At 56.1% G+C, this 23,480-nt stretch carries 22 protein-coding genes; 10 read left to right on the top strand and 12 right to left on the bottom strand.

The window, feature by feature from the left end:
• Window positions 1-41: 41 nt before the first annotated feature.
• From RT613_RS05090 to RT613_RS05075, 4 genes are all read left to right on the top strand, one after another.
• The gene (locus RT613_RS05090) at window positions 42-1,301 is read left to right on the top strand and encodes a sugar ABC transporter substrate-binding protein (protein ID WP_313613576.1); all 1,260 of its coding nucleotides are present in this window, start codon (window positions 42-44) and stop codon (window positions 1,299-1,301) included.
• Between the two features lie 123 nt (window positions 1,302-1,424).
• Window positions 1,425-2,360 carry a sugar ABC transporter permease gene (locus RT613_RS05085; protein ID WP_313613484.1) on the top strand — a complete coding sequence of 312 codons (936 nt, stop codon included), beginning with the start codon at window positions 1,425-1,427 and terminating at the stop codon, window positions 2,358-2,360.
• A 4-nt stretch (window positions 2,361-2,364) separates the two neighbouring features.
• Window positions 2,365-3,198, top strand: coding sequence for a carbohydrate ABC transporter permease (locus tag RT613_RS05080; RefSeq protein WP_313613482.1), 834 nt, complete (start codon window positions 2,365-2,367; stop codon window positions 3,196-3,198).
• Window positions 3,199-3,208: 10 nt separating this feature from the next.
• Window positions 3,209-4,288 (top strand): sn-glycerol-3-phosphate ABC transporter ATP-binding protein UgpC, encoded by a 1,080-nt coding sequence (locus tag RT613_RS05075; RefSeq protein ID WP_313613480.1) that lies wholly within the window; start codon window positions 3,209-3,211, stop codon window positions 4,286-4,288.
• A gap of 63 nt (window positions 4,289-4,351) precedes the next feature.
• On the opposite strand, the gene RT613_RS05070 is transcribed toward RT613_RS05075, so the two are convergent.
• The 7 genes from RT613_RS05070 to RT613_RS05040 all read right to left on the bottom strand — a co-directional run bounded on the left by RT613_RS05070 (window position 4,352) and on the right by RT613_RS05040 (window position 11,720).
• Entirely contained in the window at window positions 4,352-5,743 is a 1,392-nt protein-coding gene (locus RT613_RS05070) for an FGGY-family carbohydrate kinase (protein WP_313613479.1), read from the bottom strand.
• Window positions 5,740-6,063, bottom strand: a complete 324-nt coding sequence (gene rhaM, locus RT613_RS05065) for an L-rhamnose mutarotase (RefSeq protein ID WP_313613477.1) — start codon at window positions 6,061-6,063, stop codon at window positions 5,740-5,742. Before rhaM ends, RT613_RS05070 begins: the two co-directional genes overlap by 4 nt.
• Before the next feature lie 3 nt (window positions 6,064-6,066).
• Window positions 6,067-7,074: an ABC transporter permease gene (locus RT613_RS05060; protein WP_313613476.1), complete on the bottom strand. Its 1,008-nt coding sequence runs from the start codon at window positions 7,072-7,074 to the stop codon at window positions 6,067-6,069.
• A complete protein-coding gene (locus RT613_RS05055) occupies window positions 7,071-8,072 on the bottom strand; it encodes an ABC transporter permease (protein ID WP_313613475.1) in 1,002 nt (333 codons plus the stop codon). The genes RT613_RS05060 and RT613_RS05055 overlap by 4 nt, the downstream gene beginning before the upstream one ends.
• Window positions 8,073-8,082: 10 nt before the next feature.
• A complete protein-coding gene (locus RT613_RS05050; RefSeq protein WP_313613575.1) occupies window positions 8,083-9,612 on the bottom strand; it encodes a sugar ABC transporter ATP-binding protein in 1,530 nt (509 codons plus the stop codon).
• A 208-nt stretch (window positions 9,613-9,820) separates the two neighbouring features.
• Window positions 9,821-10,843: a rhamnose ABC transporter substrate-binding protein gene (gene rhaS / locus RT613_RS05045; RefSeq protein ID WP_409558764.1), complete on the bottom strand. Its 1,023-nt coding sequence runs from the start codon at window positions 10,841-10,843 to the stop codon at window positions 9,821-9,823.
• Window positions 10,844-10,889: 46 nt separating this feature from the next.
• The gene (locus RT613_RS05040) at window positions 10,890-11,720 is read right to left on the bottom strand and encodes a DeoR/GlpR family DNA-binding transcription regulator (RefSeq protein ID WP_313613474.1); all 831 of its coding nucleotides are present in this window, start codon (window positions 11,718-11,720) and stop codon (window positions 10,890-10,892) included.
• A 196-nt stretch (window positions 11,721-11,916) separates the two neighbouring features.
• Here RT613_RS05040 and RT613_RS05035 point away from each other — a divergent pair, with 196 nt between their 5' ends.
• Window positions 11,917-14,013, top strand: a complete 2,097-nt coding sequence (locus RT613_RS05035; protein WP_313613472.1) for a bifunctional rhamnulose-1-phosphate aldolase/short-chain dehydrogenase — start codon at window positions 11,917-11,919, stop codon at window positions 14,011-14,013.
• A gap of 45 nt (window positions 14,014-14,058) precedes the next feature.
• On the opposite strand, the gene RT613_RS05030 is transcribed toward RT613_RS05035, so the two are convergent.
• The gene (locus tag RT613_RS05030) at window positions 14,059-14,217 is read right to left on the bottom strand and encodes a YqaE/Pmp3 family membrane protein (protein ID WP_148146741.1); all 159 of its coding nucleotides are present in this window, start codon (window positions 14,215-14,217) and stop codon (window positions 14,059-14,061) included.
• An 82-nt stretch (window positions 14,218-14,299) separates the two neighbouring features.
• Here RT613_RS05030 and rhaI point away from each other — a divergent pair, with 82 nt between their 5' ends.
• Window positions 14,300-15,592 carry an L-rhamnose catabolism isomerase gene (gene rhaI, locus RT613_RS05025; RefSeq protein ID WP_313613470.1) on the top strand — a complete coding sequence of 431 codons (1,293 nt, stop codon included), beginning with the start codon at window positions 14,300-14,302 and terminating at the stop codon, window positions 15,590-15,592.
• 68 nt (window positions 15,593-15,660) lie between these two features.
• Here rhaI and RT613_RS05020 read toward each other — a convergent pair whose 3' ends face one another.
• Window positions 15,661-16,431 carry a DeoR/GlpR family DNA-binding transcription regulator gene (locus tag RT613_RS05020; protein WP_313613469.1) on the bottom strand — a complete coding sequence of 257 codons (771 nt, stop codon included), beginning with the start codon at window positions 16,429-16,431 and terminating at the stop codon, window positions 15,661-15,663.
• A 65-nt stretch (window positions 16,432-16,496) separates the two neighbouring features.
• Between RT613_RS05020 and RT613_RS05015 the strand changes: the two genes are divergently transcribed.
• Window positions 16,497-17,093, top strand: a complete 597-nt coding sequence (locus RT613_RS05015; protein WP_313613573.1) for an NUDIX domain-containing protein — start codon at window positions 16,497-16,499, stop codon at window positions 17,091-17,093.
• Between the two features lie 62 nt (window positions 17,094-17,155).
• Here the strand turns inward: RT613_RS05015 and RT613_RS05010 are convergent, their stop codons facing one another.
• On the bottom strand, window positions 17,156-17,677 hold the full coding sequence (locus tag RT613_RS05010) for a GcrA family cell cycle regulator (protein WP_313613468.1): 522 nt from the start codon (window positions 17,675-17,677) through the stop codon (window positions 17,156-17,158).
• A gap of 440 nt (window positions 17,678-18,117) precedes the next feature.
• On the opposite strand from RT613_RS05010, the gene RT613_RS05005 reads away from it, so the two are divergent.
• The 3 genes from RT613_RS05005 (at window position 18,118) to RT613_RS04995 (ending at window position 21,688) form a co-directional block, all read left to right on the top strand.
• Window positions 18,118-19,317 (top strand): aspartate aminotransferase family protein, encoded by a 1,200-nt coding sequence (locus RT613_RS05005; protein WP_313613466.1) that lies wholly within the window; start codon window positions 18,118-18,120, stop codon window positions 19,315-19,317.
• A 52-nt stretch (window positions 19,318-19,369) separates the two neighbouring features.
• The gene (gene argF, locus RT613_RS05000; RefSeq protein WP_313613464.1) at window positions 19,370-20,287 is read left to right on the top strand and encodes an ornithine carbamoyltransferase; all 918 of its coding nucleotides are present in this window, start codon (window positions 19,370-19,372) and stop codon (window positions 20,285-20,287) included.
• Between the two features lie 393 nt (window positions 20,288-20,680).
• The gene (locus RT613_RS04995; protein ID WP_313613462.1) at window positions 20,681-21,688 is read left to right on the top strand and encodes an Hsp33 family molecular chaperone; all 1,008 of its coding nucleotides are present in this window, start codon (window positions 20,681-20,683) and stop codon (window positions 21,686-21,688) included.
• Window positions 21,689-21,711: 23 nt separating this feature from the next.
• Here the strand turns inward: RT613_RS04995 and apaG are convergent, their stop codons facing one another.
• On the bottom strand, window positions 21,712-22,104 hold the full coding sequence (apaG, locus tag RT613_RS04990; protein ID WP_313613460.1) for a Co2+/Mg2+ efflux protein ApaG: 393 nt from the start codon (window positions 22,102-22,104) through the stop codon (window positions 21,712-21,714).
• A gap of 187 nt (window positions 22,105-22,291) precedes the next feature.
• Window positions 22,292-23,476: an O-succinylhomoserine sulfhydrylase gene (locus tag RT613_RS04985; RefSeq protein ID WP_313613458.1), complete on the bottom strand. Its 1,185-nt coding sequence runs from the start codon at window positions 23,474-23,476 to the stop codon at window positions 22,292-22,294.
• Between the last annotated feature and the right edge of the window lie 4 nt (window positions 23,477-23,480).

The following is a 23,480-nucleotide window of genomic DNA, read 5'->3' as shown; positions in this document are numbered from 1 at the left end:
ACGACAACCAACGAAACCCAACAACAGGGGGAACTGGAATGATGAAGAAGCTGCTGACCGCTGCGGTTTTTGCCTCGATGATGGCAGGCACGGCACTTGCGGACACGACATTGAAGCTGGTGGAGGTTATTACCAGCCCTGAACGGACCGAGACCTTGAAGTCCATCGTCGCCAAGTTTGAGGCAGCGAACCCGCGCACCAAAGTTGAGATCATTTCGCTTCCTTGGGGGGAGGCATTCCAGAAATTTGCAACCATGGTATCGGCTGGCGAAGTGCCTGACGTTATCGAAATGCCGGATACCTGGCTGTCGCTTTATGCCAACAATGGCATGCTCGAAAGCCTTGAGCCATATCTCGCAAAGTGGGAGCACACACCAGGTCTGACATCGCGTGCGCTTGAACTTGGCCGCGACGTCAAAGACACGGCCTATATGCTGCCTTACGGCTTCTATCTGCGCGCCATGTTCTACAACAAGAAACTGCTGTCGGAAGCAGGTGTGAGCGAACCGCCAAAGACCATGGATGAGTTCACCGAAGCCTCGAAGAAGATTTCGGCACTGCCGGGCAAATACGGTTATTGCCTTCGTGGTGGTCCCGGTGGCCTGAATGGCTGGATCATGTTCGGCGCATCTATGGCCGGCTCCAACAAGTTCTTCAATGAGGACGGCACTTCGACGATGAACAGCGAAGGCTGGGTCAAGGGTCTGACATGGCTGATCGATCTCTACAAGAACGGTTATGCACCGAAGGACAGCGTCAACTGGGGCTTCAACGAAATCGTTGCCGGCTTCTACACGGGCACCTGCGCCTTCCTTGACCAGGATCCGGACGCTCTGATTGCGATTGCCGAGCGCATGAAGTCGGAAGACTATGGTATCATGACCATGCCAAAGGGTCCTGATGGCAAGACCTTCCCGACAATCGGCTTTGCTGGTTGGTCGATGATGGCGTCGTCCAAGGACAAGGATCTGTCCTGGAAGCTGATTGAAACGCTCGAAGGCCCAGAGGGCAACATCGAGTGGAACAAAAAGACCGGCGCTCTTCCGGTTCACAAGTCGGCTGAAAAAGACCCGTTCTATGCCAGTGAACAGTTCAAGGGCTGGTTTGCCGAACTGGAAGACAAGGATGCCGTGCCAACCACCATGCCGACCTATCTGGAAGAATTTGCCTTCTTCAAGGATTCGCTTGTGATCAAGACCTCGCAGGAGGCCTTGCTGGGCGACATCACTCCGGAAGATCTGGCCAACCAGTGGGCAGACTACCTGACCAAGGCGCAGCAGAAGCACCTTGCCAAGCAGTAAAACGAAGTGCGGTGCGGGGTTCAGCCCCGCACCGTGACTTGCTGTCGGTTTGATCTCCGAAAGCCCTGATAAAGAGTGGTGGCGCAAGGCGACCGCCAAAAGGCCAGAACAGGAATGCCTTCCATGAACAACACTGCCCTTCCGCACACGCGGCGCCAGGACAGACGACCATTTTTGCAGCGGCTGGCGCACAAGAGTGAGCCTTGGCTCTACAGTGCGCCGTCGCTCATCCTGATTGCCGCCGTCATGCTGGTGCCATTGGCACTGGGCGTGTCCTATGCATTTCGGGATGTGCAGCTTCTCAATCCGTTTTCAGGCGGCTTTATCGGCATTGAACATTTCAAAACGCTGTCGCAGGACCAGGCCTTTTACCGCGCTCTGAAAAACACGCTGTGGTGGACCGGTGCCTCGGTGTTCCTGCAGTTTGTGTTTGGCCTTATTCTGGCATTGCTGCTCGACAAACCCTTTTATGGCCGTGGACTTGTCCAGGCGCTGGTCTTCCTGCCTTGGGCGGTGCCGACATTTCTGGCCGGCCTCAACTGGGCATGGTTGTTTAATCCGCTGATCGGCCCGCTGCCACACTGGCTGCATGCACTCGGCATTCTGGATGCGCCCAACAACATCCTGTCCGATCCACAACTTGCCATGTGGGGACCAATTGTCGCCAATATCTGGTGGGGCATTCCGTTCTTCGCCATCACGCTGCTGGCTGCCTTGCAGGCCATCCCGCGTGATATTTATGAAGCGGCCGAAATCGATGGCGCAGGTCCTGTCCAGCGTTTCATGTCGATTACGTTGCCGTTTCTGGCGCCGACCATTGCCATCACCGTGCTGCTCAGAACCGTTTGGATTTCCAATTTCGCCGATCTGATCATCGTCATGACCAATGGTGGTCCGGCAGACCGCACGCAGATCGTCGCAAGTTACATTTTCACGCAGGCTTTCAAGCGGTTGGATTTTGGTTACGCTTCGGCTATCGCGCTGGTGTTGCTGGTTCTTCTCCTGGCCTATTCGATGCTGATTATCCTGCTGCGCCAATCGATGTTGAAGAAGGATTGATCCCATGAGAGCCAATAAAGTTATCTCCATCGGCGCTCATCGTCTTGCCATTCTGGTCTATGTGGTCGTTGCGCTTTTCCCGTTGTACTGGTTGTTGAAGGTGTCGGTCACGCCAAATGACCTGCTCTACAGCGAAGGTGTGCGCATGTGGCCGTCGCGCATGACATTTGACCATTTCAGCTTCGTTATTGCCCATAGTGCTTTTCCAGTGTTCTTCAAGAACAGCCTGATCGTTGCCGGTTCGACAGCCGTTGTCGTGACAATCCTTGCATCTTTGTCCGGTTACGCGCTGTCGCGTTTCGACTTCAAGGCGAAATACTGGATCGTCGGCCTGATGCTGCTGACCCAGATGTTTCCGCTGGTCATGCTGGTTGCGCCAATCTTCAAGATGCTGTCGCCGCTTGGCCTGACCAACAGCCTGACCGGGCTCGTTGTGGTTTACACCGCCTTCAACGTGCCGTTTGCCACCTTCCTGATGCAGTCCTTCTTTGATGGAATTCCGAAGGATCTGGAAGAGGCAGCGATGATTGATGGCGCCAGCCGTTTTGTTGCCTTCCGGCAGATCATTCTGCCTTTGACGCTTCCCGGCGTAGCGGCAACCCTCGGCTTCGTCTTTACCGCGGCCTGGAGCGAACTGCTGTTTGCGCTGATGCTGATCTCCGGCAACGACGCGGCGACATTCCCGGTCGGCCTTCTGACCTTCGTTTCAAAATTCTCGGTGGACTTTGGACAGATGATGGCGGCGGGCGTTCTTGCGCTTATCCCGGCCTGCGTCTTCTTCCTGCTGATCCAGCGTTACCTTGTTCAAGGCCTCACCGCCGGCGCGGTGAAAGGCTAGGAGCTCTATTATGGCATCTATCGATATTCAAAATGTTCGCAAAACCTATGGCAACTATCCGGTGCTGCATGGGGTCGATCTGGAAATTCAGGACGGGGAATTTATCGTCCTGGTTGGACCGTCCGGCTGCGGCAAGTCCACGCTACTGCGCATGATTGCCGGTCTGGAAGATATTTCGTCCGGTGACATCCGCATTGAAGGAAACCGCGTCAACGACGTCGCACCGAAGAACCGCGATATCGCCATGGTGTTCCAGTCCTACGCGCTTTATCCGCATATGTCGGTTGCCGACAATATGAGCTACAGCCTTCGGCTTCGCAAAACCGCCAAGGAAAAGATTGCCGCTGCCGTCAGCGGTGCGGCCGCGAAACTGGGGCTTGATCCGTTGCTGGAACGCCGCCCCAAGGCGCTCTCGGGTGGCCAGCGTCAGCGCGTCGCCATGGGGCGTGCCATCGTGCGCCAACCCAAGGCCTTCCTGTTTGACGAGCCGCTTTCCAATCTCGATGCCCGCCTGCGTGAACAGATGCGCGCTGAAATCAAGAAAATGCATGCCGACCTCAAGGCAACCTCGATCTATGTGACCCACGACCAGATCGAAGCCATGACACTGGCTGACCGTATCGTTGCCATGAATGGTGGCGTGGTGCAGCAGGTCGGCACACCGCTCGAACTTTACGATACCCCAGCCAACCTGTTCGTTGCCGGGTTTATCGGTTCTCCGGGCATGAACTTCCTGACCGGCACCTATGTTGCGCAGGATGGTAGCCATGGTGTTCGCCTTGCCGATGGCACGGTCATGAAACTGGCAAAGCCGGTCAAGCTGCATGAGAACGCGTCTGTCACCCTCGGCATTCGCCCCGAGCATGTCACCATGGTCGAAACGGGTGGCATTGAGGCCGATGTTGAACTGATCGAGCCGACCGGTTTTGGCATCATCATTCACCTGTCACTGCATGGCCTGCCGTTCAAGATTTTCACGCTGGATCGTGCCGCTCTGTCGGCTGGTCCCAAGGTGCGGGTGGATTTCCCTGGCCAGCACCTGCATGTGTTCGACACGGAAGGTGCACGCGCCGTCAGTCTCGACGCCTGAAACAACAAGGGCTTCCCGTTTATCGATCGGGAAGCCCTTGATCTCAGCGTTTGCTGGATTTTTTCAGCCGGCAACACGCTCCATCGCCGCATGCCAGTGGCGTTTGTATTCACCGACCTCGAGCCTCCCCGCAACAATTTCGCGACTGTCTTGTGTGGTGGGTGATGACCCCGTTAGCAGAGCCGCGCCAGCGCTGGTGCCCGTCGAGCCACCAATCGCAATCACATCAGTATTGGCAAAACTGGAAAGCGCCTTGAGATAAAGGGCATTTTTGGCAAACGGCCCTTCAACGAGGATTGGCCCTTTGCGACCAAGTAGTCCGAGACTGACATCCGTCATCAAGGCCAGATAAAGCGCTGCCGCTGCATGCCGCTCGGCATTGTTGGCGTCCTTGTCTGCAACCCACCGGGCATCCTCGTTCGGAAATGGACCAGACCCTTTGACCACACTTGGCAACAACATCATGCCATGTGTCAGCACTGTGGGTAACGCGGCTTCAATCTCCACGGCTGGTACGCTGCCGAACTGCTGGCTCAGCATTTCATATTCACGGCCGCCCATGAAACGGGATGACGGAACGGGACGGGCATAGGCATCGACATTGGTCAACGTATCGCGTGTTGGGTCCAGTTGATCGAGCGCGCCGCCAATTGCGAAATTCACCACCCATGTCCCGGTCGAGACGACGGAAAAATCTCCATCGCGCTTGAGAAGGTGCGGTAACAGCGAAGCGTTGGAATCGTGAATGCCGCAATAAACCGGAATCTGTTTCGACAGGCCGATCTCGGTGGCAATCTCTTGCCGTACGGGCCCCAAGATGTCGAAGGCTGAGCGGACAGGCGCCATCAACTGGCGAATGTTGAGCGTATCAACCAAAGACGAAAAGTCTTTTGTCCGTGGGTTCCACAAATCGGTATGGCAACCAAGCGATGTGACTTCGGTTGCAAGAACACCGGTTAACCGCGCAGCCCAATATTGGGCATAGGTAACAATGCTGCGGACCGTCTGAAAAACGGTAGAGAAGGCAGTCTTCTGGTAGTGAATTTGCGCGCCGAGATTAAGGCCGACCGACTGCAAGGGTGAGCCGGTTTCCGCAAAATCAGGGCGTAGCGAAATGTAATCCTCCCTGATCTGGGCAGGGTAGGCATGCTCGTAATCGAGCACCGGCATTGCCAGCTGCCCAATTTCATCCAGCAACGCGGCAGATGCGCCATGGGTGGTGATGGAGATGGCATCGAAACCGGGTGTAACGGCGAATGTCTTCAGGCTTGTAAGAATGAACTGCCAGAGAGCCTCGACGTCGTAATGCGGATAAAGCCCGCTTTTGATGACGGTGTTAGGCCGACGTTCAACGGCGATTTCGGCACCTGTTGTCGTATCGAGTACGACCACCTTGGCGTTGGTCTTGCCGATGTCGATGACGGCGACGCGATGGGAAGCGGATGCACTGTTCATTTCAGATGGAACACGGTCACGAGGTCGGTTGCAACGGGGGAATTATCCGGATTGCTCTCCATGATGTCGGCCATGTGCGCCCACCATTTTTTCATCACCGGCTGGTCGGGCAGGGCCGCCATGCCGTGATTTTTAGGGCGGGTCAGCACACCAAACAGAATGTTGGTCTCATGATCGAGATGGATGGAGTAATCGCTGACGCCTGCCTCATGCAGCAGGGTCACCAGTTCCGGCCAGATCTCGTCATGGCGTTTTTTGTATTCGGCTTCCATGCCGGGAAACAGTTTCATCTTGAAGGCGTGTTTTTCCAGATCCGGCATGGCTTACCTCATGGTCCGAAAGCGGCGAACGATGATCGGAAGTGCGATGGTAACGATCAAAAGCAGGCCGACAAAAATGGACATCACGATGCCCGGTACATTGAGAAGGCCAAGACCGAAGGTCACAAGCCCCATAACGAAGGCGGCAATGACAACACCGCCAATTGTGCCGGAGCCGCCAAGAATGGACACGCCACCCAGTACCACCATCGTCACGACTTCCAGCTCCCAGCCCTGCGCAATCGACGGGCGGGTGGAGCCAAGGCGCGAGGTGAGGCAGACGGCAGCAATACCGCTCATCAATCCCGTCAGCAGAAACAGGATGAATTTAACCCGCTCGACTGGAATGCCGGAAAATCGTGCGGCAAAGGGATTGCTACCGATAACGAAAACCTGGCGGCCGAAATTCGTGGCGTGCAGCAGAATGGCGAAAATCACCGCCATTACGATGAACAGCACAAATTCGAATGATATGACCCAGAACACGTAGCCCTGACCGAAATAGGAAAAATCGGCTGGATATTTGCCATAGGCCTGGTCACCCAGCACCATGTAGGAAATGCCACGAAACAGGCTCATGGTGCCGATGGTGACAACAATTGATGGCAGCTTCAGCCCTGCCACCAGAAAGCCGTTAAACGCACCGCAGAGAAGGCCGGTGCCAATACCAATCGCAACGAGGCCCGGCGTGCCGACCCCCATCTGGACGGCATAACCCATGGCGGTGGAGGCCAATGCGATGATGGCAGCAACCGAAAGATCGATCTCGCCGGCAATGATCAACAACGCCATGGCAAAGGCGATCATTGCCTTTTCCGTGAAGTTGAAGGTGGCGTCCGACAGGTTCCAGGCATTGAGGAAGTAGGGCGAGGCAAAGGAGTTGGCGACGAAGATCAGGATCGCCACACCCAGCAATAGCACTTCCCAGCTGGACATGATGCGTTTGAACGGGGTGCCGAGCTTGTCAGGAATAACGCGGACTGAGGTGTTTTCGGTGTGTGAGATGCTCATGCCGCAACCTCCTTCGCTGTATCTTTTGCGGCCTGATCCCGCAGGATGATGCGGCCCTTCTTCGCTTCAGCGCGGGCGTTGAAGACGACCGCAAGGACAATAACGATGCCGGAAATCGCCATCTGCGCGAAGGGTGAGATGCCAATCACCGGCAGGGCATTTTTGATGACGCCGAGAAACAGGGCGCCAAGGACAGCTCCTGCCACTGAGCCAATACCACCGGCAATCGAAATGCCGCCAATCACGTTCGCTGCTACGCTGTCGAGTTCAAAACCGGCGGCAATATCGACATAGGCAACGGCGTAACGTGACACCCAGAGATAACCCGCCAGACCGGCCAGCGCGCCGGATAGCACGAAGGCAAGGAACCGTGTTCGTCCAACATCAATACCGGCATAGATCGCGGCGTTGGGGTTACCGCCCGATGCAAAGGTAGAGCGGCCAAACGAGGTGCGTGTCAGAACCAGCCATGCGCCAGCAATGATGAACACGGCAATCCAGGAGAGGACCGGAACACCAAGGATCGGCAGCCGTGGAATATTGAGGAAACTTGGCGACATCTGGTGCGCGTTGACCCAGCCACCACCCGACAACACAAAGGCCATGCCGCGATAGATGGTGAGGGTACCCAGTGTCACAACAATCGGCGGAATGCGCAGTGCCCAGACGAGAAAGCCGTTGATGCCGCCAAGACATGCACCGATGCCGATGGCCATGGCAATGAGAACAGGCAATGGCACGCCGGGAAAGGCCGCATTGGTCATGGCCACCGCCATGCCGGTAAAGGCAAGGTTCGCGGCGACGGAAAGATCGATCGATTTCGTCAGGATCACGCCCATCTGGCCAAGCGCCAGAATGATGAGAATGGATGTGTCGTTGAAGATATTGACGAGATTGGCCGGTTTTTCAAAACCGGGAGCGCGCATCGAAAAGCCAATGATCATCAGGATGATGATGCCGGCCAGCAAGATTTCGCGGTTTTTGAGAAGTCTCTGCATCGTCAATGTCCTAGAGGTTGCCAGTGGCGGCGCGCACCAGCGCTTCCGGCGAAAATTCGGCACGTTCAAACATGCCGGCCATCAGGCCTTCACGCATCACCAGAGCACGATCGGACATGCCGAGAATTTCCGGCAGTTCCGATGAGATCATGATGATCGACAGGCCCTCTGCCGCCAGTTCGCTGATGAAGCCGTGCACGGCCGCCTTGGAGCCGATATCGATGCCCTTGGTCGGTTCATCGAGAATGATCACCTTGGGCTGTGTTGCCAGCCATTTGCCGATGACAACCTTCTGCTGGTTGCCGCCGGACAGCGTGCCAACCGGTACGGAAAGCGCTGCGGCGCGCAGATCAAGTCGCGTGGCATATTTGCGCGCCAGCGCAAACTCGTTGGCGGCGGCAAGAAACCCCTTGCGTGAAGTGCGTGCCAGCGAGGGCAGCGACATGTTCTGGTAGATCGGCATGTCGAGCGCCAGGCCGTGGCGCCCACGTTCCTCTGGAACATAAACGATGCCAGCACCAATGGCGTCGCCGGGAGAATGGATCTGGATATCCTGACCGTTGAGGGCCAGACTGCCGGAGGCCGGTTTGGTGATGCCAAACAGCGACTGACACAGTTCCGAGCGGCCAGCGCCGATCAATCCGTAAAGGCCAAGAATCTCGCCCTTGCGAAGATCGAAGGAAATGTCGCGGAATTCGGTGTCGTGGCAGTAGTTCTTCACCGAAAGCACGGTAGCGCCAATATTGACGGCCTGTTTCGGGAAAGCATCCTTGACGTCACGTCCCACCATCAGGCGCACGATATTTTCCTGTGGTGTATTGGCCAGCTGTCCGGCGCCCACCATCTTGCCGTCGCGGAACACTGCGTAATTTTCGGCAATTTCATAGACTTCATCGAACTTGTGGCTGATGAACAGAATGGCTTTGCCCTGCTTTTTCAGATTTTCGACGATGCGGAACAGGTCGTCGATTTCCTTGCGCGACAGGGCAGCTGTCGGTTCATCCATGATCACGATGCGGGCTTCAACCGAAAGCGCGCGGGCAATCGCCACCAGATGGCGCTGCGCAATGGACAGGTCTTTCAGCCGGATCGACGGATCGATGGTGCTTTCGAGTTTTTCGAGCAAAACCCGTGCACGGTTGTTGATGGTTTTCCAGTCGATCAGACCAAAACGGCCTTTTGGCGCGTGGCCGAGAAAGATGTTTTCACCAACCGATAGCTCGTCAAACAGCACGGTTTCCTGATGAATGGCCGTGACGCCGCGATCAATGGCATCCTGCGCACTTTGAAAATTGACCTGCTGGCCATCAAGCAGGATTTCGCCTTCATTGGGGCGGTAAATGCCGGTCAGGATTTTCACCAGCGTCGATTTTCCAGCACCGTTCTCACCGATCAAGGCGGTGACCTTACCGGGATAAAGCGCGATATTGACGCCATCCAACGCCTTTACGCCAGGAAATATCTGGCTGATGCCGCGCATTTCCAGAATGGGTGTCTGGTTGGCGGAAGCCGACATTTCAGGTGTGGTGGTTTCAGCCATTTTTTCAATTGCCATGGTCATTACTGTGAACCTGAAGTGCTCATGAGCGAGCAATAAGCAAACCGCATACTCGACGTCATCCTCCGGCTTGACCCGAGGATCCAACGAGGTTGACGAAGTCGATCCATCTCAGATGGCGATGACGTTGAGTATGCAATTGCGGTCTAAGACCCCGACGGCTTTCGCCGCCGGGATAGGCTGTCGCAGATCAGAAAATCTTCGAGAACTCATCGATGTTCGATGCGTTGTAGATGAACGGCTCCGACATTGCGGCTTCGCTGTTTTCGCCAACCTTGATCTTGCCCATGCGGCCAGCTTCGATTTCCGAGCTTGGCTTGCCATCGGTGTCACCCTTGACGAGGTGATAGGCAATCTGCGTGGCAGAATAACCAAGGTCGATCGGGTTCCAGATCGCAAATTCCTTGGTGGCGCCAGACTTGATCGCACCGGCCATTTCGGACGGAAGACCAAGGCCGGTTACGTAGACTTCACCGATCTTGCCAGCATCCTTGACGGCCTGCGAGGCTGCGAGAACGCCAACCGTGGTTGGTGCAACGATAACCTTTACGTTCGGCTGCGAGGTCAGCAGGCCCTGTGCTTCACGGTAGCTCTTGTCGGCCAGGTCATCACCATAAACTGTGGTGACGAGGTTGAGGCCCGGAAAATCACCCAGCTGCTTCTTCATTTCCTCGATCCAGATGTTCTGGTTCGTGGATGTTGTGGTCGCAGACAGAATGGCGAAATCGCCCTTGCCACCTTCGAGATGAGCTGCGGCCAGCTGCAGGCACATCTTGCCGATCAGCGCGTTGGACGATGGGTTGAGCTGCAGGATACGACCTTCCGGTGCAACGCCGCTGTCCCAGGAAATGACCTTGATGCCGCGCTGTTCAGCCTTCTTGAGAGCTGGAACAACCGCATCCGGGTCGTTTGCGGAGATTGCGATGGCATCAACGCCCTGTGCGATCAGCGAGTTGATCACTTCGATCTGGCCTTCTGCCGTGGTCGAGGTTGGGCCGGTATAGATGATTTCAACGCCGCCAAGTTCCTTGGCAGCTTCCTGCGCGCCCTTGTTGGCAGCTTCGAAGAAGCCGTTGCCGAGCGACTTGACGACGAGCGCGATTTTCATGTCGGCGGCCTGTGCCGTCGTGCTGAGGCCGGAGCCAATACCGACGACGCCCATGGCGACGCCAAGCATCAATGCGCGTGACAATGTTCTACGTGTAAGTTTCATGCCTTTTCCTCCCAGTTGATGGCTTAACTCCTCCCGTCGACGCTCCTCAAGCGACCGACGTGGAACCTCTTTTGTCGGGCGGCGCATCGGCCGCCCCGCTCGCCGTTGATCCAGCGACAATCAGTTTTATGCCGGCGTCTTCCACCATGCGTGCCGCATCGTCAGGCACGCCCTCATCGGTGATGATGGTGGAGACATTTTCCAGCGGACAAAGAATGAGACTTGAGCGTTTGCGGAACTTGCTGGAATCGACCATCACGATCAGTTCCTCGGCCTGCCGCATCAGCTTCTGCTCGCTTTGAATGACCAGCGCGTCGGATTCCATGATGCCAAGGGCACCAACGCCCTGTGCACCGATGAAGATACGGCGTGCGTAAAAATTGCGGATCGCATCATTGTCAAAGGGCGAAAGGATCAGGCTCTGGTCGCGATAGATCGCGCCGCCGGGAACGCTGACATTGCACTTTGAATGTTTGACGAGATGTTCGGCAATCGCAAAGGAATTCGTCATTACCTGCAGGCGGCGCGCCGACATGTAATGTACCATCTGGAAGGTCGTCGTGCCGCCATTGATGATGATTGCATCACCATCGTCGCACAAATCGACAGCTTTGCGTGCAATTGCGCGTTTTTTATCGATATTGACTGATTCGGAGACGCGGAACGGTCGGGCCGCCAGGTTGCCGAGCTGTGGCGGGTGCACAGCTTCTGCACCACCACGCACCCGGCGCAGTTTGCCCTGCACATGCAAAGACGCGATATCCCGCCGGATGGTTGCTTCGGAAGCATCCGTCAATTCGGCAATATCCTGCACCGTCACCACAGGCTTTTCCTGTACGGCGCTCAAGATAATGCGATGGCGTTCGCTTTCGTGCATGGGGTCCTCCTGATGAGCAATTATTCGCAAACTCTTTACGTTGTCAATCAAGATCGATCAAATTAATCAATGGTGCGACGCACAATGAAAATTTATGATCGTTTTTGATTGACATTGCGGTTTTGATTGCGCGATACCTGCATCAACGGGAGGCGGACCATGTGTGGTTCGCGAACGAAACACTTGGGAGGAAGACATGACGGGCAAAACCCGCCTTCTCGATAATCGCTGGGATGATGCTTACGCTGCAAAGCTCGATGAGCCGGGCAAGCTTTTGTATCGCTCCAACCTGCTGGGCGCCGACAAGCGCATCACCAACTATGGTGGCGGCAACACCTCGGCGAAGGTTCTGGAAACCGATCCGCTGACGGGTGAAAAAGTCCGTGTCATGTGGGTTAAGGGATCTGGCGGTGACGTCGGCACCATCAAGCTGGATGGCTTTTCCACGCTTTACATGGACAAGCTGGAAGCGCTGAAAGGCATCTATAAGGGTGTCGAAGACGAAGACCGCATGGTTGGGTTCCTGCCGCATTGCACGTTCAACCTCAACCCGCGCGCGGCCTCCATCGACACGCCTCTGCACGGTTTTGTGCCCTTTGATCATGTCGATCACATGCACCCGGACGCAATCATTGCCATTGCCGCCTCGAAGAATTCGAAAGAGCTGACACAGCAGATTTTTGGGTCTGACATTGGCTGGTTGCCATGGCGCCGTCCGGGTTTCCAACTTGGTCTCGATCTGGAAGCCTTCGTCAAGGCAAACCCGACGGCCAAGGGTGTTGTGCTGGAAAGCCACGGCCTGTTCACCTGGGATAATGATGCCAAGACATGCTATGAACTGACACTGGCCATCATCAACAAGGCCATCGAATGGTTCGCAGCGCAAACAGAAGGCAAGACCATCTTCGGCGGTGCCGTTGCAAAAAGCCTTGATGTTGAAACGCGCCGCGCTATTGCCGCCCGCCTGATGCCGGAAATCCGTGGTCGGATTGGCCGCGAAGAGCGCAAGCTCGGTCATTTCGATGATCAGGATGCGGTTTTGGAATTCGTCAACTCGAAAGATCTGAAGCCTCTCGGCGCATTGGGTACATCCTGCCCGGATCACTTCCTGCGCACCAAGATCCGCCCGCTGATCCTTGATCTCGATACGTCAAAACCTGATGTCGATGGTCTGCTGGCTGGTCTCGACAAGGCTCTGGACGATTATCGCGCAGATTACACGCGCTATTACGAGAGCTGCAAACACGACAATTCGCCTGATATGCGTGACCCGAACCCGGTCATCTTCCTTATTCCAGGCGTTGGCATGTTCTCATTTGCCAAGGACAAGGCAACGGCACGTATTGCCGGTGAATTTTACGTCAACGCCATTAATGTGATGCGCGGTGCATCGACGGTGTCCGAATATCAGGGCCTGCCAGAACAGGAAGCATTCGATATTGAATACTGGCTGCTGGAAGAGGCAAAACTGCAGCGTATGCCGAAGCCAAAGAGCCTTGCCGGCAAGGTGGCTTTCGTCACCGGCGGTGCCGGTGGCATTGGCCGCGCCACAGCCGAGCGACTGGCGGGCGAGGGTGCCTGCGTGGTGCTGGCCGATATTGATGAAGCCGCACTCGAAAGCGCCAAGGGCGAGTTCGAAAAGCGTTTCGGCGCGGATGTCGTGCGCAGCGTCAAGCTTGATGTGACCAAGGAAGACGGCGTTATCTCTTCCTTTGCGCAAGCCACTGTCGAGTTCGGCGGTGTCGATATTCTGGTGTCGAATGCCGGTATTGCCTCCTCGGCGCCGGTCGAAGAAACCACGCTTGCCATGTGGAGCAAGAACATCGACATTCTGGCAACCGGTTATTTCCTGGTGTCGCGTGAAGCGTTCAAACTGTTCCGCCGGCAGAACATCGGTGGCAACATCGTATTCGTGGCGTCGAAGAACGGTCTTGCCTCATCGCCAAACGCCTCTGCCTATTGCACGGCCAAGGCTGCGGAAATTCATCTGGCCCGTTGCCTTGCACTGGAAGGTGCGGATGCCGGCATTCGCGTCAACACCGTCAATCCAGACGCGGTTCTGCGCGGGTCGAAAATCTGGAACGGTGAATGGCGCGAACAGCGTGCGGCGTCCTCCAAGATCGAGGTTACCGATTTGGAAGAGCACTACCGCAAGCGTTCGATGCTGAAGCTCAACGTGTTCCCGGAAGACATTGCTGAAGCGATTTATTTCCTGGCCTCGGATGCATCTGCCAAGTCGACCGGCAACATCATCAATGTCGATGCCGGTAACGCCCAGAGCTTTACACGATAATATCAGCTATCCACCCTCGGTCTTTGCGGGCCGGGGGTGATCTGCTTATTTTCGCAGGATAACCCAGATGGCATGAATGATGCCGGGCACATATCCGCACAGCGTAAGAAGAATATTCAACCAGAAATGCAGACCAATGCCGACCTGAAGAAAGACGCCGACTGGCGGCAGGATGATGGCGAGAAGAATGCGAATAACGTCCACGATTATACCTTTGGTTCTTGAAACATCTGGACTGTTGAAACGCGATTGACGGCGATTGGTTCAATACGCCGGGGAGGAAGAGATGACGGATACGAAAATCAAGGCCGATGTGATCGCGGCTGAAAATGACAAGCGCGCTGCGGCATTGAAGGATGATTATGCGGCGCTGGGTGCGCAGCTTGACCGTCGCGGCATCGATATTGAAAATGTTACGAAAAAAGTGTCCGAGTTTTTTGTTGCTGTTCCGTCCTGGGGTGTTGGCACGGGCGGTACACGTTTTGCCCGCTTCCCGGGCCAGGGCGAACCACGCGGCATTTTCGACAAGCTGGACGATTGCTCCGTCATCAACGAACTGACCCGTGCGACCCCGAATGTCTCCCTGCATATTCCGTGGGACAAGGAAGATCCGAAAAAACTGAAAGCCCATGCGCAGGCTTTGGGTCTTGGCTTTGATGCCATGAACTCCAACACCTTCTCCGATGCGCCGGATCAGGCCCACTCCTATAAATATGGTTCGCTCAGTCACACCGATGCGGCAACGCGCCAGCAGGCTGTCGACCACAACATTGAATGTATCGAAATCGGCAATGCGCTGGGTTCCAAGGCGCTGACGGTCTGGGTTGGCGATGGCTCGAACTTCCCCGGCCAGAGCAATTTCACCAAGAGCTTTGAGCGTTATCTGACTGCGATGGCAGATATCTACAAGGCGTTGCCGGATGACTGGAGCATCTTCTCCGAACACAAGATGTATGAGCCGGCTTTCTATTCCACCGTGGTGCAGGATTGGGGTACCAACTACCTCATTGCCAATACGCTCGGCGAAAAGGCATTTTGCCTTGTGGACCTCGGTCACCATGCGCCGAATACCAACATCGAGATGATTGTCGCGCGTCTTATCCAGTTCGGTAAGCTCGGCGGTTTCCATTTCAATGACAGCAAATATGGCGATGACGATCTGGATGCCGGATCGATCGAACCATACCGTCTGTTCCTGGTGTTCAACGAATTGGTGGACGCGGAATATCGCGGCGTGAAGGGTTTCCACCCGGCCCACATGATCGACCAGTCGCACAATGTTACCGACCCGATTGAAAGCCTGATTTCGAGCGCCAACGAAATTCGCCGCGCCTATGCCCAGGCACTGCTGGTGGATCGCAAGGCACTTGATGGCTACCAGCAGGACAATGATGCGCTGATGGCCACCGACACGCTGAAACGTGCGTATCGGGCAGATGTCGAGCCGATCCTTGCCGAGGCACGTCGCCGGGCAAGTGGTGCGATCGATCCAATCGCTGCCTACCGCGCCAGCGGCTACCGCGCCAAGGTCGCGGCAGAGCGCCCGGCATCCAAGGCCGGAAGTGGTGGTATCATCTAAGCATAGCAGTCTATGAATTGACCCGAGGCAGTCCGTTCCGGATTGCCTCGGTTTTTATCTCCAGGCGTTCATCTCGCCATTTCATCGGCGCGGATCACCCGACAGCCAAGTTGCTGCAATTTGCCGATGGTGGTTTTGTCCGCCTTTGTCGTGGCGATAATCCCGTCGATATTCTTGAGTTCAGTGATCGCAAAGGCCGAAACCGCGCCAATCTTTTCCGATGAGCCGAGAATATAGGCCGCACCTGATATCGAAATGATCGCCCTTTTTATTTCGGCCTCTTCGCTATCGCCCGTCGTGATGCCTTGTTCGGGATGCAGGCCGGTCGCGCCGATAAAACAGATATCGGGGCGATAGCGCGATAACCACGCCAGAGTGGCCGCGCCGACCGTGACCACGGAGTGGCGAAAAAGCCGGCCGCCAACAATCTCCACAGTGATATTGTCATGCTCCACCAGTTCCAGTGCCACATTGAGGCTATGGGTAATGATGGTGGCGCGCAAATCCCGTGGCAAATGTCTTGCGATCTGGATGGCCGTGGTGCCACCATCGAGAAAGACCAGTTGACCCGGCTCGATCATGCCTGCCGCATGTCTGCCGATCTCGGCCTTTTCATCATCGGCAATCGCCACACGGCCTGAAAAAGGCGCGACGGCTGGAGATAGCGGCACGGCGCCGCCATGCACACGTTTCAGGTGTCCCTCCTTGGCCAATTCGCGCAAATCCCTGCGGATCGTGTCTTCTGATACCCCCATTGCCTTGGCTGCGTCGGTGGCAACCACACTGCCGCTTTGGCTCAGCAGTTTGAGGAGGTGGGCTTTTCGCTCTTGTACTAACATCACATTCAATCCTTGACTCTGCATGAGTTTGCACGAAAATGCACGAATTGCAAAGAGGTGATATGATGAATGAAAGCAGTTTCCGGCCTTTGTCCGAACGTGTTCTTGCTGACGATTGGGGTCGCCTGACCAAATATGAATATGAGTTGCGCCTTCGGGATGGCAGTTGGCAGCGCCAGCAACGTGAAGCCTATGACAGGGGAAACGGCGCCACCTGCCTGTTGTATAATCCGGTTACCGGGTGCGTTCTGCTGACCCGGCAGTTTCGCTTGCCGGCTTTCCTGAATGGTGGCTTGGAGAGTTTGATCGAAGCGCCGGCCGGTCTGCTTGAAGGCGCCGAACCGGCCGTGCGTATGCGCGCCGAACTGATCGAGGAAACGGGCTATGACGTTTCCGCCCTGACACATCTCTTCGATGTTTACATGAGCCCCGGCTCGGTCACGGAATATCTCGCATTTTTCATTGGTGAATATTCAGAAAAGCAGAAGATTTCCGAGGGCGGTGGTTCTGCTGACGAAGGGGAAGACATTGATGTGCTGCAGGTGGCGCTGCCGGAGGCGATGGCGATGATTTCCAGTGGCGAAATTCGCGATGCCAAAACCATCATCCTGCTGCAACATCTGACGATCCGACTTATGCAGCAAACGGTGCTGACGGACTAATCTATCCATCAGGCAACAAAAAAGGCCGCGTTAGCGGCCTTTTCGGTGAATGGATGATCTGATCAGGCCCGGCGGCGTTCGCTGACCGGCTGGTAAGCCAGCTTCGCGTGGAACTTACAGTAAGGCGAGGAATCCTGGGAATCGCAACCACAGAAGTGGAAGTCTTCTGCCATTGGGTCGCCAACTGGCCACTTGCAGGTGCGTTCTGTCAGTTCCGTCAGGCTCAGACGACGTGAGATCGGAACAACAACGTTGCTGGCTGGTGCAAATTCAAGAACTTCGCCGCTTTCGACTTCAATCTCTTCCTTGATGAGATTGGCGCCGGATGCGCGGGTTACCGTGCGGGTAACAACGCGGGACGCGTAGTTCGGAGCGCGCGGAGCAGATGTCGTGCGCTTTGTTTGGGTGCGGGCGGATGTCGCTGTGCCACCGGCTTTCGCACGGCCCGGCAGGCTAAGACGGTGAACCTTGCCAATAACAGCGTTACGGCTTACGCCGCCAAGCTGAGTGGCAATCTGGCTCGCACTCAGTCCTTCGGACCATAGTTTCTTGAGTTTTTCGACGCGCTCATCTGTCCAGTTCATGCCGCTCTCCGCTGTTCGCGTGTTGTAGGCAGAATCCGTCACCCTTGCCGCGGCAAGCCGCGAACACGCCTATACAGGTATTTTGTGGTGACTAGTTCCGCCGCTTGCAGTCTAGTAATTGCCTATTAACCTAGTGTGAGGCTGACTCCGTGACAAGAGTCGAGGGAATCATCGCGAATCGATTTTCCGGTTTTCCCCAACTTGCTGCGAAAATGAGGCAGTCCTGGAGCGTCGCCAAAAGATTTATCTGCGGTTGAGCCGCACCGAAAAATGCCGGAAAGTACCGGAAAATGCTGACTTTTGTTGACAGCGCAGGGTGAAGTGATGATAGTGCCGGTGCCGCCGCAAGGCGGCATTTTTGATTTTCAGGCGTTGGATAACCCGCAGCGCCGCTTGACAAACTGTTTTAAGCGCAGAATGCGCGAAGGAGTGATACTGCCATGGCCGAAGCCGCGCCATTGTTCGATACTTTTTCCAGAGCCCCGCTCCGTTTCGAGCGCGGCGAGGGCGTGTGGCTCATTACGGAAACTGGCGAGCGATATCTCGATTTCGCAGCAGGCGTGGCGGTCAATTCGCTCGGCCACGCGCATCCGCATCTGGTTGAAGCGATCAAGGCGCAGGCTGAAAAGGTCTGGCACCTGTCCAACCTCTATGAAATTCCGGGCCAGGAAAAGCTTGCCAAGCGCCTGACCGACGCGACCTTTGCCGACAAGGCCTTCTTCACCAACTCCGGTGCTGAAGCGCTGGAATGCGCCATCAAGACCGCGCGCCGTTACCACTATTCGAAGGGTCATCCGGAAAAATTCCGGATCGTGACCTTTGAAGGTGCTTTCCATGGTCGTACGCTGGCCACGATCGCAGCCGGTGGGCAGGCAAAATATCTCGAAGGTTTTGGCCCGAAGGTTGAAGGCTTCGATCAGGTGCCGTTCGGCGATCTCGAAGCCTTGAAGGCCGTCATTACCTCGGAAACCGCAGCTCTGCTGATCGAGCCGGTGCAGGGAGAGGGCGGCATTCGCATCGTGCCGCCGGAATTCATGCGCACGCTGCGCGATCTGTGTGATGAACACGGCCTGCTGCTGATCCTCGATGAAGTTCAGACTGGCGTTGGCCGTACTGGCAAGCTGTTTGGTTATGAATGGACGGGTGTGACGCCAGATATCATGGCAGTTGCCAAGGGTATCGGCGGCGGTTTCCCGCTCGGCGCCTGCCTTGCAACGGCTGATGCCGCATCCGGCATGACTGCTGGTACACATGGTACGACCTATGGCGGCAACCCGCTGGCCATGGCTGTCGGTAATGCGGTTCTCGATGTTGTGCTGGCCGATGGCTTCCTGGACCATGTCCGCGATATCACGCTGATCTTCCGCCAGGGCCTGGCATCTCTGCAGGATCGTTTCCCTGATGTCATCGAGGAAATTCGTGGCGAAGGCCTTCTCCTCGGTATCAAGCCGAAAATGCCGTCTGCAGAGCTGTTGCAGGCCATGCGCGCAGAACATGTTCTGGGCGTGCCAGCCGGCGACAACGTCATCCGTCTTCTTCCGCCACTTGTTGTGACGGCAGAAGAGGCAAGGGAAGGGCTGCGCCGCATTGAAAATGCAGCAATCGCACTTTCGGCATCACAGCAGGCGAAAAGCGCCTGAATGGGTAAGGAGCCGGCCACCACAGGTGGCTGGCGAAATGGGGTAAAATAGAATGGCATCTCCAAAGCATTTTCTGGATCTTTCGGCTGTTTCAAGCGGCGATCTGCGCTCGATCCTCGATGATGCGCGAACACGCAAAACCGCAACGAAAGCCGGAACCGCCGACAAACCGCTCGACGGTAAAATGCTGGCGATGATTTTCGAGAAGCCGTCGACACGCACACGCGTATCGTTTGATGTCGGCATGCGCCAGCTCGGCGGCGAAACCCTGTTCCTGTCGGGCACGGAAATGCAGCTTGGCCGCGCCGAAACCATTGGCGACACGGCCAAGGTTCTGTCGCGTTATGTTGACGCCATCATGATCCGCACCACCGATCATAACCGCCTACTGGAACTGGCCGAGCACGCGACCGTGCCTGTCATCAACGGCCTGACCGACGATACCCATCCCTGCCAGATCATGGCGGACATTCTGACATTTGAAGAGCATCGCGGTCCGGTCAAGGGCAAGACGATTGCCTGGACTGGTGACGGCAACAACGTTTTGCATTCGCTGGTCGAAGGTGCCGCACGCTTCGGTTACCGCATGAACATGGCGGTGCCGATGGGCTCCGAGCCGCACGACAAGTTCCTGAACTGGGCACGCAACAATGGCGGCGACATCATGCTGTGCCATGATGCAGAACGTGCGGTGGAAGGTGCCGACTGCGTGGTCACCGATACCTGGGTGTCGATGAACCAGGAGCACAAGGCACGTGGCCACAACATCTTCCAGCCTTATCAGGTCAACGGAGCCCTGATGCAGAAGGCCAACACGGATGCGTTGTTCATGCACTGCCTGCCAGCCCACCGCGGCGAGGAAGTGACTGACGAGGTGATCGACGGGCCGCAGTCTGTGGTGTTTGACGAGGCGGAAAACCGCCTGCACGCCCAGAAGTCCATCATCGCATGGTGCATGGGTCTCGTCTGATCGCACAGCCCTGACTGGGCCTTGATCTTTTATTGCCGACTTCCCATTTGGGTGTCTTCTGAGCGCGCAAGCTGGTGAATGCCAGCCTTGCGCGTTTTACTGCATCATTCCTGACATCGAATGTGATGTAGGGTCAAATCATGCAGCATTTAACAAGTGTCACGGCATATCCTGCGACTTCTGTGAAAACGCACGGCGTTGTGATGACACTTTCCAGACACGGCATTTTCCGTCCGGAAATGCATAAAAACAACGGATTGAGCGTTTTGTCAGCCGATTCCGGCTGGGGACGTATGCGCCACAGGTGGTTTCGCTTTGCGCGCACCTGTGCAAAAACACAATGACGACGCACGCGACCTGTAAGGGAAGCGGGTGCTGCAAGGAGTATTTGGTATGGCAGATGCAACAGTAGAGCTGGATGATCTGAAATTTGCGGGCGACGACAATGTTTTGCCGTTCCAGATTGATGGACTGGATGTGCGCGGCCGCGCCGTGCAGGTTGGCCCTCTGTTGAACGCCATCCTGCAGCGGCATGACTACCCGCCAGTGGTTGCCCGCCTTCTGGCCGAGGCAACGGTGCTGACGGCGTTGATTGGCACGTCGCTGAAATTTTCAGGCAAGCTGACCCTGCAAACCAAGGGTGATGGCCCGGTTGATCTTCTTGTGGCGGATTTTACCGCACCGGAAAGCATGCGCGCTTACGCCCGTTTCGACCAGGAACGGCTGGATGCGGCCATCGCTGACGGCAAGACCAGCCCGCCGGAACTGCTGGGCACGGGTATCCTCGCCTTTACCATCGATCAGGGCATGGGCATGCAACCCTATCAGGGGATCGTGCCGATGGACGGTTCGTCACTGGAAGAGATTGCCGGAACCTATTTCCGCCAGTCGGAGCAGTTGCCGACCCGTATCCGCTTGGGCGTTGCCGAGTTCTTTGATCGTGACGAAGACGGCAAACCGCGTCATGGCTGGCGTGCCGGTGGCGTGCTGGCGCAGTTCCTGCCGCAGGCGCCGGAGCGCATGCGTCATCCTGATCTGCACGGTGGCGATGGCGATGATGCCGATTTCGAAACCGTCTATGATGATGCATGGACGGAAGCGGCAACCCTGCTGGAAACCGTGGATACCGACGAATTGACCGATCCTCAGGTTCCGGTCGAGCGGCTGTTGTTCCGGCTGTTCCACGAGCGTGGTGTGCGTATCTACGATCCGCAACCGGTTTTCGATCGCTGTAATTGCTCGCGTGAGAAGATCAAGGGCGTGTTGTCAGGGTTCACCGCGCAGGAAATCCGCGACAGTGAAGAAGATGGTATGGTGTCTGTAACCTGCGAGTTCTGCTCGACAACCTACAGATACGAGCCGACCGAACTTGAAACGGTCGTCGCAGCCTCAAAAAACTGATGTGATTGGCGCGTTCTCGACGGTCAGTTGAGAACGCGTGTCAGGCCCGGCGTGTCCAAAGAGAAGGCCGGGATCGCAACGTCGAACACTTCGCCGTCGTCGGTTTCCATCTGGTAATGGCCAAACATCATGCCCGAAGGTGTATCCAGCGGGCAACCGGACGAATATTCATAGGTCTCGCCAGGCTTCAGGTGCGGAATTTCACCCACCACGCCAGGGCCGGAGACTTCATCCACCTGGCCATTCTGGTCGGTAATATGCCAATAACGATGCGTCAGGCGCACGGCCGCAGGCGACTTGTTGGCAATGACAATCTTGTAGCCCCAGACGTAGCGGCTATCGTCCGGATCCGACTGTTCTTCAAGATAATAAGGATCGACAGCAACTTCGATCCCGTTTGTCGTTGCACGATACATACGCGCTACCTTTGATAATCTGCCTTTATTCTACACTACAACATCCGGTATTCGTCAAGAATTGACATAAAACAGCCGTTACCGAACGCTGACCAAGGCGGATAGTAGATTAAATGCTGAAATAGAAGGTAAATTTAGGGCAATGTAAAAAGCCGTGTTTCATGTCGAAACACGGCTTTGTTTGGTATCAGGCCTGTACTTTGGACAGGGCCTGCGCAAAATCTTCGATCAGATCATCCGTATCTTCGATACCGCAAGAAAGACGAAGCGTACCGGCAGCGATGCCCATTTCGGCACGTGCCTCATCGTTCAGGTTCTTGTGGGTCGTGGTACCCGGATGGGTGATCAGGCTCTTGGCGTCGCCGAGATTGTTGGAAATCTTCACGACGGAAAGGGCATTCTGCAGCGCAAATGCCGCTTCTTTGCCACCCTTCAGTTCAAAGGCTACCATGGTTGAACCACCTGTCATCTGGCGGGCGATGATATCGGCCTGCGGATGGTCCTTGCGGCCCGGATAGATAACCTTTGCAACCTGCTTCTGTTCGGCCAGGAAGTCAGCAATACGACCGGCACTGGCTGTCTGCTGCTTGACACGCAGCGCCAGAGTTTCCAGACCCTTCATCATCGTCCAGGCATTGAACGGCGACAAAGCAGGGCCGGTGTGGCGGTAATATTCCTGGAACTCTTCCTCGATCCACTTCTTGTCGGAAAGAACGACACCGCCAAGGCAACGGCCCTGGCCGTCAATGTGCTTGGTGGCGGAGTAGACGACGATATGTGCGCCCAGTTCGAGTGGCTTCTGGAACAGCGGCGTGGCGAAAACATTGTCGACAACCACTTTTGCGCCAATCTGGTTGGCAAGCTTGGCAACGCCGGCAATGTCAACCACTTCCAACGTCGGGTTGGTCGGGCTTTCCAGGAAGAACAGGCGGGTGTTGGGGCGAATGGCGCCTTCCCAGTTGGCAAGGTCGCGGCCATCGATCAGCGTGCATTCAATGCCGTATTTCGGCGCAAGCGTCTCAACCACCCAGCGGCAGGAGCCGAACAGGGCGCGGGCAGCAACAATATGATCGCCAGCCTTGAGCTGGCACATGATGGCGGCGGTTACTGCGGCCATGCCCGATGCGGTGGCGCGTGCTTCTTCAGCGCCTTCCAGCATGCACATGCGCTTTTCAAACATGTCGTTGGTGGGGCTGGCATAACGGGCGTAGATAAAACCATCCGTTTCGCCCTTGAAACGGGCCTCGGCGGCTTCAGAATTTTCGTAAACGAAACCTTGGGTCAGGTAGAGTGCTTCTGATGTCTCGCCGAATTGCGAACGCAGGCTTCCACCGTGAACAAGCTTCGTTGCCGGGCGCCAGTTATTGCTCATGTTC

The organism is Agrobacterium sp., assembly GCF_032092815.1.
Classification (GTDB): Bacteria; Pseudomonadota; Alphaproteobacteria; order Rhizobiales; family Rhizobiaceae; genus Agrobacterium.
The sequence above is the reverse complement of the archived record's forward strand: the minus strand, read 5'-3'. Positions and strand labels throughout refer to the sequence as shown.